9 protein-coding genes are annotated in these 14,567 nt (G+C 62.4%); 7 read left to right on the forward strand and 2 right to left on the reverse strand.

Annotated elements, in window-relative coordinates; all coding sequences use genetic code 11:
• The first annotated feature begins 34 nt into the window (after nt 1–34).
• On the forward strand, nt 35–1,096 hold the full coding sequence (locus tag ACSQ36_RS05170) for a transporter (protein ID WP_218627210.1): 1,062 nt from the start codon (nt 35–37) through the stop codon (nt 1,094–1,096).
• Between the two features lie 73 nt (nt 1,097–1,169).
• Here ACSQ36_RS05170 and ACSQ36_RS05175 read toward each other — a convergent pair whose 3' ends face one another.
• Complete coding sequence (locus ACSQ36_RS05175) at nt 1,170–5,516, reverse strand: DNA translocase FtsK (protein ID WP_436181126.1); 4,347 nt, start codon at nt 5,514–5,516, stop codon at nt 1,170–1,172.
• A gap of 395 nt (nt 5,517–5,911) precedes the next feature.
• A complete protein-coding gene (locus ACSQ36_RS05180; RefSeq protein ID WP_436183093.1) occupies nt 5,912–6,520 on the reverse strand; it encodes an META domain-containing protein in 609 nt (202 codons plus the stop codon).
• 342 nt (nt 6,521–6,862) lie between these two features.
• Between ACSQ36_RS05180 and purT the strand changes: the two genes are divergently transcribed.
• The 6 genes from purT (at nt 6,863) to ACSQ36_RS05210 (ending at nt 14,508) form a co-directional block, all read left to right on the forward strand.
• Nucleotides 6,863–8,077, forward strand: a complete 1,215-nt coding sequence (gene purT, locus ACSQ36_RS05185; protein ID WP_436183094.1) for a formate-dependent phosphoribosylglycinamide formyltransferase — start codon at nt 6,863–6,865, stop codon at nt 8,075–8,077.
• Nucleotides 8,078–8,144: 67 nt separating this feature from the next.
• Nucleotides 8,145–8,300, forward strand: coding sequence for a DUF6726 family protein (locus ACSQ36_RS05190; RefSeq protein WP_346730470.1), 156 nt, complete (start codon nt 8,145–8,147; stop codon nt 8,298–8,300).
• 183 nt (nt 8,301–8,483) lie between these two features.
• Entirely contained in the window at nt 8,484–8,849 is a 366-nt protein-coding gene (locus tag ACSQ36_RS05195; RefSeq protein WP_436181127.1) for an MliC family protein, read from the forward strand.
• 375 nt (nt 8,850–9,224) lie between these two features.
• Entirely contained in the window at nt 9,225–10,877 is a 1,653-nt protein-coding gene (locus tag ACSQ36_RS05200) for an acetolactate synthase large subunit (RefSeq protein ID WP_213763470.1), read from the forward strand.
• A 28-nt stretch (nt 10,878–10,905) separates the two neighbouring features.
• Complete coding sequence (locus ACSQ36_RS05205) at nt 10,906–12,363, forward strand: aldehyde dehydrogenase family protein (protein WP_436181128.1); 1,458 nt, start codon at nt 10,906–10,908, stop codon at nt 12,361–12,363.
• A 537-nt stretch (nt 12,364–12,900) separates the two neighbouring features.
• Nucleotides 12,901–14,508 carry a DEAD/DEAH box helicase gene (locus tag ACSQ36_RS05210; RefSeq protein WP_213763468.1) on the forward strand — a complete coding sequence of 536 codons (1,608 nt, stop codon included), beginning with the start codon at nt 12,901–12,903 and terminating at the stop codon, nt 14,506–14,508.
• Nucleotides 14,509–14,567: the final 59 nt, after the last annotated feature.

Raw genomic sequence — 14,567 nt, forward strand, 5'->3', positions numbered from 1 at the left:
GCCGGGGTTGTCCCGGTATCGAAGGAATTCAACGTTGAACATTACGTCAGTAGTTGGTAGCGAGTCGGGTCCTACCGCTCGCAGTACGGAGCAGGACGCACCCACACCACCGGGTTTTATCTGCGCGTTCCGGTTTGCCGGCGCGGAGGCCTTACGGCTGTCGTGGGATGAAGCGCGTCGCGAGATCGCGGGCGACGGCCCGACGTGGCTGCATTTGAGCGCAAACGACGACACCGTCGAAAGCTGGCTGACCGGCGTGACCGCCATGCCCGACGTCGCCCGCGAATTCCTGAACGGTGAGGACAAGCGCCCGCGCGTGCACATGGGCGGGACGTTCATGTACGGCGTGGTGGCGGATCTGGAGCGCGTCGCGGAGACCCCGGACGCCGATCCGAACGCGCAGGCCACGCGCCGCGCGACGGGCGCGCTGCGCTTTTACGTCGATAAGAACCGCATGATCACGGTGCGCGCGCAGCCGCTTCAATCCACCGACCGGCTGCGTCATGCGGTGCTCGAAGGCGCCGTGTTCCGGGATACCGTCGATCTTTTCGCCGGCCTGATTCGCGCGTTGAACGAGACGTTCGCGGATCGTATCGATGAAATCGGCGACCGGCTCGATGACGTCGAGGAGGGCGTGCTCGATGGTCGCCATTCGAACTGGCGCGCCGAGCTGGGGTCGGTGCGCAGGAGGCTGGTGGAGGTGAAGCGGTTTGTGGATCCTGAGCGCAACGCGCTGACGCAACTGGTGCTGCGGCGGCTGGAGTGGGCAGAGCCCCGATCGATGGAAACGCTGATCCAGGCAATTCAGGTGCTCAACGGGCTGGCTGCCGGACTCGAGGCGCAATACGAACGCTCGAAGTTGCTGCAGGACGAGATTGCCGCGTTGCTCTCGGAGGACATCAACCGCAAGCTGCTGTGGCTCGCGGTCATGTCCGCGTTGCTGATGCCCGCAACGCTTGTGTCCGGTATCTTCGGCATGAACGTGGCGGGGCTGCCGGGCACGCACGATACCTATTCGTTCTTGATCGTGATGGGCGTGATGGCCGTTTGCGCCGCCTTCACGCTGTATTTGTTGCGGCGCTTTCGGTTGTGGTGACGTGAGGTGAGATGGCCGGGGCCCAGGTTATGGTTTCGCAACCTTGCCTGGGCATCGGTCATCTGATAACGGCTTATTCCGCTGGTCCCGGTGCGAGCACCTCGCGATTTCCATTCGTGCTCATCGGTGAAACCAGGCCCGCTGTTTCCATCTGTTCGACCAGTCGCGCTGCGCGGTTGTAGCCAATGCGCAATTGCCGCTGCACCGACGAGATCGATGCCCGGCGCGTGCGCAACACGAACGATACGGCTTCGTCGTAGAGCGGATCGGCTTCGGCATCCGGCGTATCGCCGAACAGGTCCGGCGTGCCACCTTCGGGCGTCGGTCCCGACAAAATCCCTTCCTCGTACTCCGGTTCGCCGAACTGCTTCAGATACTCCACCACGCTATGCACTTCCTCGTCCGCGACAAACGCGCCATGCACGCGTTGCGGATAACCCGTGCCGGGCGGCAGGAACAACATATCGCCGGCGCCGAGCAGGGACTCCGCGCCCATCTGGTCGAGGATCGTGCGCGAATCAATCTTCGATGACACCTGAAACGCCACCCGCGTCGGAATGTTCGCCTTGATCAGCCCGGTGATCACATCCACCGACGGCCGCTGCGTTGCGAGAATCAGGTGAATGCCGGCGGCGCGCGCCTTTTGCGCCAGCCGCGCGATCAACTGCTCGATCTGCTTGCCGGCGACCATCATCAAGTCGGCGAGCTCGTCGATCACGACCACGATCATCGGCAGCTTGGCGAGCGGTTCGGGTGCGTCGGGCGTGAGCGAAAACGGGTTCGTCAGCTTCTTGCCCGCAGCTTCGGCATTGCGGATTTTCTGGTTGAAACCCTGCAGATTGCGCACGCCTACCGCCGACATCAGCTTGTAGCGCTTCTCCATTTCCCCGACACACCAGTTCAGCGCGTTCGCGGCCAGCTTCATGTCGGTGACCACCGGCGCGAGCAGATGCGGAATGCCTTCGTACACGGACAGTTCCAGCATCTTCGGGTCGATCATGATCAGGCGCACGTCTTCCGGTTTCGCCTTGTAGAGCAGCGACAGGATCATCGCGTTGATCGCCACCGATTTGCCCGAACCCGTCGTGCCCGCGACCAGCATATGCGGCGCGCGCGCGAGGTCGGTCACGACCGGATTGCCGACGATGTCCTTGCCCATCGCGATCGTGAGGAACGACTTCGAGTCGCGATAAACGTCGGCTTCCAGGATTTCGGAGAGCCGGATCATCTGCCGTTTGGCGTTCGGCAATTCGAGTCCCATGCAGGTCTTGCCGGGAATCGTCTCGACCACGCGGATGGATGTCAGCCCGAGTCCGCGCGACAGGTCCTTCATCAAGCCGACGATCTGGCTGCCGCGCACGCCTAGCGCCGGTTCGACTTCGAAGCGCGTGATGACCGGTCCCGCCGATGCACCGACCACGGTCACCGGTACCTTGAATTCCTGCAGGCGCTGCTCGATCAACTGGCCCGTTTCGGCGAGATGTTGTTCGGAGACCGGTTCGACTTCGTCGGATGCGGGTTCGAGGAGGTCGAGGCCGGGGAGATCGACGGCCGACGCCGCGGGCGCGTGGAACTCGAATTCGGTCGCGATGAAACCGCGCACCGGCGGGCGGGAATCGGATTGCTGCGGGGTTGTTTCAGGCGCGGGAGCCGGGGTCGCGTCCGCGCTCGCACTTGCATCCGCGTTCGCAATGGCGCGCGGGAAATGGACGATGTTCGAAGCGTGGTTGTAGTTCGGGCCTGCTTGTGCTTCGGTCGCGGTTTTCCATTCCGTTTGCGTCGTTCGATCGGTTGGCGTTTGCGTTTGTGCCGCGTATTCGTTCGGAGCGAGAGAGGCGGGCGGGGTATCGATGCTGGTTTCGACGTTTGCGTTCGTTTCGTCGGGCGCGGCATGTGGCGTATCGACGTCGCTCAACGGCGCACGGGTGGCGCCCAAATCTGCTTGCCACGGCGGCGTGTGCGCCTGACCCGTGGACGCAGTTGCGGAGCTTCCCGATAACGACGATGCCGGTGTCGCCGGGACGATGTCACGCGTCGTCTGTACAGGGTGCGTCTGACCGGCGCGGACGGCCCACGGCGGGAGATCGGCGAGGTGAACTGGCGTTTGCGTTTGCGTGGATGGTGACGTATTGGGCGACGTCGTCGTGTTCGGCGTTGTCGATTCCAGGCGCGTAGATGAACTGTTCAGGTCACGGGTTTCGATCGACCCAGAACCGTTCGATGGGTTGAGCGCGGCATTGCTTGCAATGGCGGAAGAGGCCAGGTGCGCGGTTCCGTCGATATCGGCCGGCCATATCGGATCCGACGTCTGATTCTTGGTCTCGTCGCTATCGGTGCGCTGCACGGGAAGGTTCGACAACGGGTTCGAGCGTACATCGACGGATTGCGTCGTGACCGGGGCGGTTGCCGGTGTTTGTTCGATACCGTTATCGTGCGCTGTCGGTGATACGGGATAGGGCAGGGCGCCGTTGTTGTGGATGTCTGCGTTGCTCGTGCTTGCATCCGTGCCGGTCTCCGGCTGCGTTGGCTCGCGCACGATAGTCTGGGCGGCAGAGGCGAAGGTGTAGCCATCGCGTAACGAAGCGCTGGACGAATACGTGCCCGCAACACTCGATGCCGCCAGCGACGCAACGCCTTCCGCCGTTCCCGGCTGGTCGGCGTGGTTCGCGGGTGGGTTGGTTATCGGCGATGGAGTAGTCGTGTCTGACGTCGGGGACGAATCGGAGATGATTGTGGTCTTCTCAAGATCCGTCGCGTTCGGTGTCGGTGTGTTGGGGGTTGCATGACTCGCGAGACCCGCACTTACCAACGATGCAGAAACAGCCGGGGGCGCAAATGCCGACGCCGGAGAAGCTAGGGGCGTGGTGATAGCTGAGGACGCTGGAGGAGCGGAACCCACGGGGCTAGCCGAAGTGGCCAGCGCGTTGGGAGTACCCGAAGTACCCGAAGTACCCGAAGTACCCGAAGCGTTCAACGCCGCTGCATCGTGTCCGTTAGCTGCGCCACTTGTATCTGGCAACGCTCCCGCTTCCCGCGCTGTATCAACGCCACCTGCGCGCGTGGTCCATTGCGCCGTGCTTTGCTCGATGGAGCGCAGCGTCTCCTTTATCCGTTCAGGTGCTGGCGGCGGACCGGCAGGTTTGGCGGGAACAGCCGCGAATGCCGTTGTCGCAGCAAAAAAAGAGTCGCTCGACACGCCCGGAGGAACCGATTTGCCGCTGGCCGGGTTCATCGATGTATTGCGCGAAGCGGCGTGGGAAACGCCGGAGGAACCCGACGCACGAATAGCGCCCGGCGTGCTCCGGTTCAGCAACGGACGCGATATCGATATATCTGGAAGCCGCGACGCGGCAGCATCCACGGGGCGGCCCATTCCCCGCGTTGCCGATGTCCGGGCCGCATTCGGCGGCACGGCACTTGCCGTTCCCCCAGCCGTTCCCCCGGTACCCGCCGCACTCGCGATCCGCGTGACGCCACCCGATCCGGCGCTCGTCCCCACCTCGGGCGCGTTCACGCTTGCCGTCCTTTCCCGCGTTCCCGACGACGATCCAGACTCCGGGCCGCTCTTTAGCCAGCCCGCCGGTGCGATCGGTTCGAGCGGCTCCCGAGGTCCTGTTCCACGACCGCTGTGCGAAGCGGCAGGGCGTGCATCGGGGAAGCGGTCCGAATAGCTGTCTTTGCCGGCGCCCGGTTCACGATGTGTCGACGACAAAGGTTCAACCGGCCGCGCAGCCTCGGGCCCGCGCATCGGCCGCTCGGCGTCGCTGCGCCGTGCAGGCTGCGGACGCCAGACGGTCGGCCGCTGATAGCGGCCGCTTGGGCGTTGCGTTGCAGTCGGCAAGCCGAGTGCCGGAGCATCGTGCGAGGTTCTACCAGAAGTCGTGACACCGCTCCCAACCGTGCTCCCCGCCTTGAAGCTGCCGAGACCCGCGCTCGCTCCCCGCGTTTGCGCCTTATCGCGCGATGCCCGGGCACGCGATGGTTTCTCTCGGACCGACCGTTCCCGTGGTGTGAACCACTCGGGTTTGAGGCCCAGGCCGAATGCGCCGTTTGCCCAGCCAAGGGTCTCGCGCCATTGGAACCCGCAGAGCCACGGCAAGCTGATGAGAAACACGATGGCCGCACCGGCACCCACGCTCAACGCGGCCAGCGTGCTCACGACGCCGGCCTGTCCGCCCAGGCCGAGCAACAGCGCGTGGCCGAGATGGTCGACGTCGGCTGCGAATGCGAACGAATGAAACAGGGCGGCTTCTAGCGCGCAGCTCGCGAGGAGCACGCAGAAGAAACCGAGCCAGAGCCGGATCGTGCCCGGACCGCGCAGGCCGCCGCCGTTGGGGAGAACGGACTTGACGATGCGCCAGAGAAGGGGGATGAACCAGACGGCCGAAGCACCGAACCAGCCGAAAACTACCGTGTGCATGCAAGGAACCAGGAATGATGTAAGCGATGTGAGCAGCGAACCCAGGCTCAGACAAATATGAATCAGTACCGCCGAGTTTAACCGCCATGAACGCGGCGAGGGCGGGCGGTGGTCAAGCGATCAAGCATTCGGCCGCAGGTGACGATTGATGCATCGAGACGGTGTTGGCCGGGTCAGGCGAGCGGTCATATTTCGTTTCAAAGACGCACACAGCCAAACGAAAAACCAACGCGTTTAATTGCGTCAAACGACGTCAAGCGCCTGGACGCCAAATGCCCTGACTCGACCAGGCGCCAACGTCCAACAGACTCCGTGACGACCGCCTGAAACGCAACCGCCTTTCCTCAACCTCCACCCTCAAGAACCCTAACCCTCCAAACCGGCCTTCATCGATCTCAAGGTTGCGCGCCTCGTGTGAACGTCATCACGTCGCCGTTCTTGAGCGTGATCTGCAATTGTTGCGGCGGCTGCATTTGCACGCCGGTTTTTTCGATATTCGTCAGGCCCTGGAGGAACGGTTGTTCGAGCGCGCTGCCCGGTCCCGGCGCGCACGCCATCCGCGTGCTGGCAAGGGGGCCGAAGGACAGCTCGCCGCCGGCCAGATCGTAGGTACCGGTGAAACGGTTGCAGCCGGAAAAGCCGTTCGTCTTGCGTTGGCCGCCTAGCGTCGAAAAGTTCAGGGTGATCGGCGCTCCGCCCGCGCTACCGCCAGCGGCGCCAGCCGGACTGGCCGGAACCGGGCGCGACTTGCCGTCGGCATTGGTCCAACTGGTGAGTTGCCATTGGGTATCGTCGAGAAGCTGGGTCGCGGCCGGGTTGTAAGGATCGGTCGGCGGCGCGGCGCTGTCCGGATGTGTCGGCATCGTGCAACCTGCCAAAGCCGCACCGAAAGCGAGAGTCACGATCGACACCACGGTTGCCAATGAGGGCCTGGAACGCGGGAACGCAGCATGGACCCGGCTGCGCGCCGAAACACGCGCAGGTTGCGAACGGGAGGGCTGCATCGACATGGAATTTCCTTGGAGCTGGCAAAACCGTAAGGGTATCGCACTCGTCCCAAGATTGACCAAGGCAGATTGCGGCAAAGTCATTGCAACATGTAAAGAAAGGTTAGCGCGACCGCTTGTTCGATCGCACCAAAGCCGCCGTGGAGGCGGCCGCCGCGCAACGCCGCTACCATCGCTGATCCGCCAGCCCGCGCCCGAAAACACAACACCGATCGCGTCCGGAAAAGGGTCCGCGTGTTAACATCGCGGGCTTGACAGGCCTCTTTTTCTGGAGCATCCATGCAGAGCGCGAAGTCCGCTGCGTCCGCCGTTTCTTCCCCTCAATCCGGCATGCAGCCGATGCAGCAGCCGGCGAAAATCGGCACGCCGCTCACGCCCGGCGCGACGCGCGTGATGCTGCTCGGCGCGGGCGAACTCGGCAAGGAAGTGATCATCGCGTTGCAGCGGCTCGGCGTGGAGACGATTGCGGTCGACCGTTACGCCGATGCCCCCGGCCATCAGGTCGCGCATCGCTCGCATGTGATCGACATGACCGACGGCGCGGCGTTGCGCGCGTTGATCGAAGCTGAACGGCCGCATTTGATCGTGCCGGAGATCGAGGCCATCGCAACCGATACCCTCGCCGAAATCGAAGCCGAGCGGCTTGCCGTCGTGATCCCGACCGCGCGTGCGACGCAACTCACGATGAACCGCGAAGGCATTCGCCGTCTCGCCGCCGAAACGCTTGGGCTTCCGACGTCGCCCTACGCGTTCGCCGAGTCGCTGGACGAGATGACGGCGGCCATCGGCAAGATCGGTTTTCCGTGCGTGGTGAAGCCGGTGATGTCGTCGTCGGGCAAGGGGCAGTCGGTGCTCAAAAGCGCCGCGGATATCGAACCGGCGTGGCAGCACGCGATGGCTGGCGGCCGCGTCAATCATGGGCGTGTGATCGTGGAAGGGTTTATCGACTTCGAGTACGAGATCACGCAGCTCACCGTGCGTGCGGTCAGCCCGGAAACCGGCGATCTGCAGACGTATTTTTGCGAGCCGATCGGCCATGTCCAGGTGGCGGGCGACTATGTGGAATCGTGGCAACCGCAGGCAATGAGCACTGCGGCGCTCGCAAAATCGCGCGATGTCGCGGCAAAAGTTACGACGGCCCTCGGTGGCCGCGGATTGTTCGGCGTCGAATTGTTTGTGCGCGGCGACGACGTCTGGTTTTCCGAAGTCAGTCCGCGACCGCATGACACGGGTCTGGTCACGCTTGCCACGCAGCGCTTCTCTGAGTTCGACCTGCACGCGCGCGCGATCCTCGGTCTTCCCGTCGATACAACCTTGCGCGCGCCGGGTGCGTCGGCGGTGATTTATGGCGGACTGGACGAAGCGGGCGTCGCATTCGAAGGCGTTGCTGACGCGCTCGCCGTGCCCGATTCGGACCTGCGCCTGTTCGGCAAACCGGAAAGCTTCGCGAAGCGCCGCATGGGCGTTGCGCTTGCAACTGGACGCGATACCGACGAAGCGCGGGAACGCGCGAAACTGGCCGCGTCTAAGGTAAGACCCGTCTCCACTCGATGACGGCAACACGCCGCTCGCGGCGAGCTTTTCGCGGGCGGCACGGAGGTTTCAAGTGAAATGGTGTGCAATGGTCGCGCTGTGCGCGACGTTGGTCGGTTTGGCCGGATGCGGCGTGGCGGCGGCGCCGTGCCGGGTGGCATCGGCGGGATTGAAGATGGTGCCGCTGGTCGGCCACGTGGCGGCCGCGCCGACCGATGCGTGCGCGGGCGTCATTGATCCTTGATGATGTTGGGTGAGTCGTTTGAAGGCGTCGGCTATTCCGGCAGGCCGGGTCCGACGCCGCTCCGTGCATCCGAAGCTTGGCCGTTGCACGGCGGGTTCACCGGGAAAGAGGTAACGAAAGGATAGAACGATGAAGGATGGAAAGAGGCAAGCACGGTTCCAGCGGATGGAACGGACGGAACGAATGGTCAGATCGATCGCTTTGACAGCCGGTACGCTGGTTGTGATGTCCGTGACCCATTCGGCGGTCGCGATGCCGCTGACCGTACCGCAGATTCAGACCGCGACGACCAACACGCTGCGTTACGAATGCCGCGGCGGCGGCACGCTGACCGTGCAGTACATGAACACGAAGAACAAGCAGAGTTTTGCGCTGCTGACCGTCGATGGCCGGAAGATGTTGTTTGTGAATGTTCTGGCGGCATCGGGGGCGAAATACGTTGGCGATCACTACACGTGGTGGACCAAAGGCCCAGAAGGTTCGCTCACCGACGACACCGCCGATCCGAAGGCCCCGCCGATACTTGCCGACTGCAAGACGGAAAGCTAGAGAGCCGTTTGACCGCATGACGAAAAAAGAGTCCGTTCCGATTCACGTTGGAACGGGCTCTTTGCATTCGATGTCCGATTATTCGACGTCCGATTCATCCAGAACCTTGAACCCGGACGCCTGTAAGGTTTGAAGGCTGACGCTTCCGTTGACTTAAACGCGCGGCGTCGTCCGCGACATCGAATGGCTATCCGGAGTAAGGTTGTATCCGCACGCGCAAACCGCGTGCAGGTCAACTGACCATAAACGGACGGGCGGGTGCCGCGCGGCCTTCGTGTGGCTTTCTTGTGGCCTCATTCAGCAGCACCCGGTCCATTTCATTTCCGTCTTTTGCACGACATTTACCGTGCACGCCGTCCCCAAGCGAGACTCTCCATGAAAGCATCGGATCTGTTCGTCAAAGCGCTGGAAGCAGAAAAAGTCGAATACGTGTTTGGCATTCCCGGCGAGGAAAATCTCGATCTCCTCGAGTCGCTGCGCCGCTCCAAAATCAAGCTCGTCCTGACTCGCCACGAACAAGCTGCGGGTTTCATGGCCGCAACCTACGGCCGCCTGACGGGCAAGACCGGCGTGTGCCTGGCCACGCTCGGGCCCGGCGCGACCAATTTCGTGACCGCCGCCGCGTATGCGCAACTCGGCGGCATGCCCATGCTGATGGTCACCGGCCAGAAGCCGATCAAATCGAGCAAGCAAGGCAGTTTCCAGATCGTCGATGTCGTGCGGATGATGGAGCCGCTCACCAAATACACGCGCTCGATGGTGTCGATCGGCAATATTCCGGCGTCGGTGCGCGAGGCGTTCCGGCGCGCGGAAGAAGAGCGTCCGGGCGCCGTGCACCTTGAACTGCCGGAAGACGTGGCGCACGAAGAGGGCGACGGCGCGCCGATCCCGAAGAGTTTCAGCCGTCGTCCGATCGCGGAGGAAAAGGCGGTGGAGCATGCCGTCGCGGCGATCCGCGAGGCGAAATATCCGCTGCTGATGATCGGCGCGGGCGCCAATCGCAAGACCACGACGAAGATGTTGCGCGAATTTGTCGACCAGATCGGCATTCCGTTCTTCACCACGCAGATGGGCAAGGGCGTGATCGATGAGTCGCATCCCATGTGGCTTGGCAACGCCACGCTTTCCGATGGCGACTTCGTGCATCGCGCGATCGATCACGCCGATTGCATCATCAATATTGGCCATGACGTGATCGAAAAGCCGCCGTTTTTCATGCGTAGCGGCGACGGCGATGAAAAGACCGTGATCCACGTGAATTTCCTCGGCGCACAGGTCGATCCGGTGTATTTCCCGCAGATCGAAGTGGTGGGGGATATCGCAAACGCGGTGTGGCAGATGAAGGAATTGCTGAAAAAGAGCGAGCAAAACTGGGATTTTTCGCGCTTCAAGATGATCAAGGAACATTTCGACGCGCAACTGGCAAAGGGCCAGCACGACGACCGGTTCCCGCTTTATCCGGTGCGCATCGTCAAGGACGTGTACGACACCATGCCGAAGGACGGCATCATTTGCCTCGATAACGGCATGTACAAGATCTGGTTCGCGCGTTATTACCGGGCGCACGAACCGAATTCCATTCTGCTCGACAACGCGCTTGCATCGATGGGAGCGGGCCTGCCGTCTGCTATTGCAAGCAAGATCGTGCACCCCGACCGCAACGTAATGGCCGTTTGCGGCGACGGCGGTTTCATGATGAATTCGCAGGAAGTGGAAACGGCCGTGCGGCTGAAGCTCGATCTGGTGATTCTCCTGCTGCGCGACGATGCGTTCGGCATGATCCGCTGGAAGCAGGAAAACATGAATTTTCCGGATTTTGGAATGACGCTGCGGAACCCCGATTTCGTCTTATATGCGCAAAGTTATGGGGCGCTCGGGCATAGAGTGAATTCGGCGGACGAGCTCGCGCCCTTGCTGCGCGAGTGTTTCACGACGCCGGGCGTGCATCTGATCGATGTGCCTATCGACTATTCGGACAACGAGCGCGTGTTGAACCGCGAAATCAAACGGCTCAGCGCGCAACTTTAGACCTACTAGCGGCTAAGCAGAGGCTGACATGCTAAAGAAAACCTATCCGTATTACCTGGCAAACGTCGCCGTCGCGGCGAACACGGACCTGGAAGTCACCGATAAATTCAGCGGCGAAGTGGCGACCCGCGTGGCAATGGCGGACGCGAAGGCGATCGATGCGGCCATCGGCCACGCCGTTGCGGCCCAGCGCGCGATGCGGGAATTCAAGCCGTATCAGCGGCAAGCGGTGCTCGATCATTGCGTGAAGCGCTTTCGCGAGCGTTTCGATGAACTCGCCGAGGCGCTGTGCATTGAAGCGGGCAAGCCGATCAACGATTCGAAAGGCGAGGTCACGCGGCTGATCGATACCTTCCGGGTCGCGGCCGAGGAGTCGGTGCGTATTGACGGCGGCATGATCAACTTGGAGATCGCGCCGCGCGCGGCCGGTTACCACGGCTATTACAAACGCGTGCCCATTGGCCCGTGCTCGTTCATCTCGCCGTTCAATTTTCCGCTGAATCTCACGGCGCACAAGGTCGCGCCGGCCATCGCGGCGGGTTGCCCGTTTGTGCTTAAACCGGCGAGCCGCACGCCCGTCGGCGCGCTCATCATGGGCGAAATTCTCGCCGAAACCGATCTGCCGAAAGGTGCGTTCTCGATTCTTCCGGCTCATCGCGACGGCGCTGATCTTTTCACCACCGATGATCGGTTCCGTCTCCTGTCGTTCACGGGATCGCCGGCGGTCGGCTGGGAGCTGAAGAAGAAAGCGGGCAAGAAGAAGGTGATTTTGGAACTCGGCGGCAATGCGGCGGCGATTGTCGATCGCGATCAGGCTGACCGGCTGGATTACGTTGTGGACCGGCTGGCGTTCGGCGCGTTTTATCAGTCGGGGCAGAGTTGCATCGGCGTGCAGCGGATCCTGATTCACGCCGATATCTACGACGCCTTGCGTGAAAAGCTCATCGCGAAAACGAAGTCGCTGAAAATGGGCGATCCGAAGGATGAGAAGACGTTCGTCGGCCCGATGATCTCGGAATCCGAGTCGAAGCGGCTGGCCGGCTGGATGGACAGCGCCGTGGCGAGCGGCGCGAAAATCATCGCGGGCGGCAAGGTCGAAGGCGCAATGTTCGAAGCGACGTTGCTGGAAGGCGTGCAACGCGACCAGGATCTGTATCGGAAGGAAGCGTTCGGGCCGGTCGCGATCCTGGAAAAGTTCACGGACTTCAGCCAGGCGCTCGAAACGGTCAATGACAGCGATTTCGGTCTTCAGGCCGGCGTGTTCACGGACAGCCTCACGAACGTGAATCTTGCGTGGGACGAACTGGAAGTAGGCGGCGTGGTGGTCAACGATGTTCCGTCATTTCGCGTTGATAACATGCCATACGGTGGTGTCAAGGATTCCGGACTGGGCCGGGAAGGCGTGAAATACGCGATCGAGGACATGACGGAATTGCGTCTGATGGTCGTCAGGGATGCGCCGAAACCCGTACAGAAACCGAAATAGGCTGTTATAGCAGCCGAGGCCGCGGCGCTCAGGTCCGTCTGGCCGGGCTTCCCGGCCGCGGCGCCGCCTTGAAGGCGCGTCGCGGATCAACGTGATGGCGGGCGGGGGAGTGCTACAATAGCGGGCTTTCCCGTAGTCCGAGCGCCTCACCCGGCGGGGATCGGGAACCGGACGGGAAGCTAGGTCCTTGGGCCGGCAGATCGGTGTTCTTTCATATCGATTGCCAAGCTTTTTCATGCCTGCGGCGGTTGCCGTCATGGTCATGCAGCACCAGCACTTGCCACCCGTACTTAGCCGTTTGCACCCGCTTTGTACCGCTATACGTACTACGCCATCCGGTTGCTTCAGACCGGATCAAGCGAGGATTCGCAGCGATCTAAACCCTGCGGATCTGAAGTCCGCGCGTTGATCGTTGTTTGCCGGTTGCATCGACGAAACACGCGGTTCTTCTTCATCCGATGTCCATGAGCGGTGGAATGACCGCTCGCGCGCCGCTCCGGCGCATTTTTAGCGAAAGCGAAAGCCACCAAAGTCACCATGTCCGATTCCGTCGCCACGAACCCGTCCGCCGCTTCATCCGACGCCGCACCCGGGGCTGATTCCAGCACTGAAGTTCAAGCGAGTCCTGCTGCGCCCGCTGCCACATTCGCCCCCGCGCTCGAGTTGGGCGCCACTGAATCCGCGGTGCCCGGTCCCGTGCCCACGTTCGACCAGTTCGGCCTGTCCGCCGACATCCTGCGAGCGGTGGTCGATTCCGGCTACACGATCCCCACGCCGATCCAGGCGCAAGCTATCCCCGTGGTGCTGGCCGGCCGCGACATGATGGGCGCCGCGCAAACGGGCACGGGCAAGACGGCGAGTTTTTCGCTGCCGATCATCCAGCGCCTGCTGCCCATGGCCAGCACGAGCGCATCGCCCGCCCGCCATCCGGTGCGCGCGCTGATTCTCACGCCAACGCGTGAGCTCGCCGACCAGGTCGCAGCCAACGTGCAGGCGTACTCCAAGCACACGCCGTTGCGCAGCACGGTGGTGTTCGGCGGTGTCGACATGAACCCGCAATCGGAAGCGCTGCGGCGCGGGGTTGAAATTCTGATCGCCACGCCCGGACGCTTGCTCGATCACGTTCAGCAAAAGACGCTGAATCTTGGCCAGGTGCAGATTCTCGTTCTCGACGAAGCCGATCGGATGCTCGACATGGGCTTCCTGCCGGATCTGCAGCGCATTCTGAATTTGCTGCCGAAGGAACGTCAGACGCTGCTGTTCTCGGCCACCTTCTCGGGTGAAATCAAGAAGCTTGCAGCAACCTATCTGCGTAATCCGCAAACCATTGAAGTCGCGCGCAGTAATTCCACGAACGCCAACGTTCGGCAGATCGTTTTCGAAGTCGCGGAAAGCGATAAATCCGGCGCAGTGACGCAATTGATTCGTGAGCGCGGCCTGAAACAGGTGCTGGTGTTTTGTAACAGCAAGATCGGCGCGAGCCGGTTGGCGCGCGTGCTGGAGAAGGACGGGATTATTGCGACGGCGATTCACGGCGACCGTACGCAGGGCGAGCGCATGCAGGCGCTCGACGCATTCAAGAAGGGCGAGATCGAAGCGCTGGTCGCAACCGACGTGGCCGCCCGGGGTCTCGACATCACCGATCTACCGGCAGTGATCAACTTCGACCTGCCGTTCAGCGCGGAAGATTACGTACACCGGATTGGCCGGACGGGTCGTGCGGGTGCGTCGGGCGACGCTTTGTCGTTGTGCAGCCCGAACGAGCGCAAGCAACTCGCCGATATCGAAAAGCTGATCAAGCGGCCGCTGGAAGTCATGGTGCTGAAGGTCGACGTGCCCGTGCGGCGCGAATCGTCTTCCGCTCCTCGTCGCGAAGAGCGCTCGGCGCGGCCGGAGCGCGGTGAGCATCGGCATGCGCGTAGCGAGGAGCCGCGTCGTCGTTCGACGTCGTTCGAGCGTTCGCATACGCGTCAGCAACCTATCGACGATTTCTTCCTGAAGCCGTACGAGCCGTCGGCGGCATCGACGAGAAAAACTCAGGATGACGCCGCTGCGGAAGCCGAACGCAAGAACACGCCGCGTCAGCCGCTGGCTGCGCTGCTCGGTGGGCTGGGGATGCCGCGGAGAACACCGTCGGGGTCTTGAGTTACCGGCTGGTGGTAGGGTGAGTGAAAAAAACGATGGAGCGGCAGAGATGCCGCTTT

Source organism: Caballeronia sp. LjRoot34 (assembly GCF_964253815.1).
Lineage (GTDB): Bacteria > Pseudomonadota > Gammaproteobacteria > Burkholderiales > Burkholderiaceae > Caballeronia.

Bases quoted from the DNA above. Each gene is read 5' to 3' on its own strand.
- ACSQ36_RS05210 (WP_213763468.1), top strand. From the start codon at position 12,901: ATGTCCGATTCCGTCGCCACGAACCCGTCCGCCGCTTCATCCGACGCC.
- purT (WP_436183094.1), top strand. From the start codon at position 6,863: ATGCAGCAGCCGGCGAAAATCGGCACGCCGCTCACGCCCGGCGCGACG.
- ACSQ36_RS05195 (WP_436181127.1), top strand. From the start codon at position 8,484: ATGGTCAGATCGATCGCTTTGACAGCCGGTACGCTGGTTGTGATGTCC.
- ACSQ36_RS05200 (WP_213763470.1), top strand. From the start codon at position 9,225: ATGAAAGCATCGGATCTGTTCGTCAAAGCGCTGGAAGCAGAAAAAGTC.
- ACSQ36_RS05175 (WP_436181126.1), bottom strand. From the start codon at position 5,516: ATGCACACGGTAGTTTTCGGCTGGTTCGGTGCTTCGGCCGTCTGGTTC.
- ACSQ36_RS05180 (WP_436183093.1), bottom strand. From the start codon at position 6,520: ATGCAGCCCTCCCGTTCGCAACCTGCGCGTGTTTCGGCGCGCAGCCGG.
- ACSQ36_RS05205 (WP_436181128.1), top strand. From the start codon at position 10,906: ATGCTAAAGAAAACCTATCCGTATTACCTGGCAAACGTCGCCGTCGCG.
- ACSQ36_RS05190 (WP_346730470.1), top strand. From the start codon at position 8,145: ATGGTCGCGCTGTGCGCGACGTTGGTCGGTTTGGCCGGATGCGGCGTG.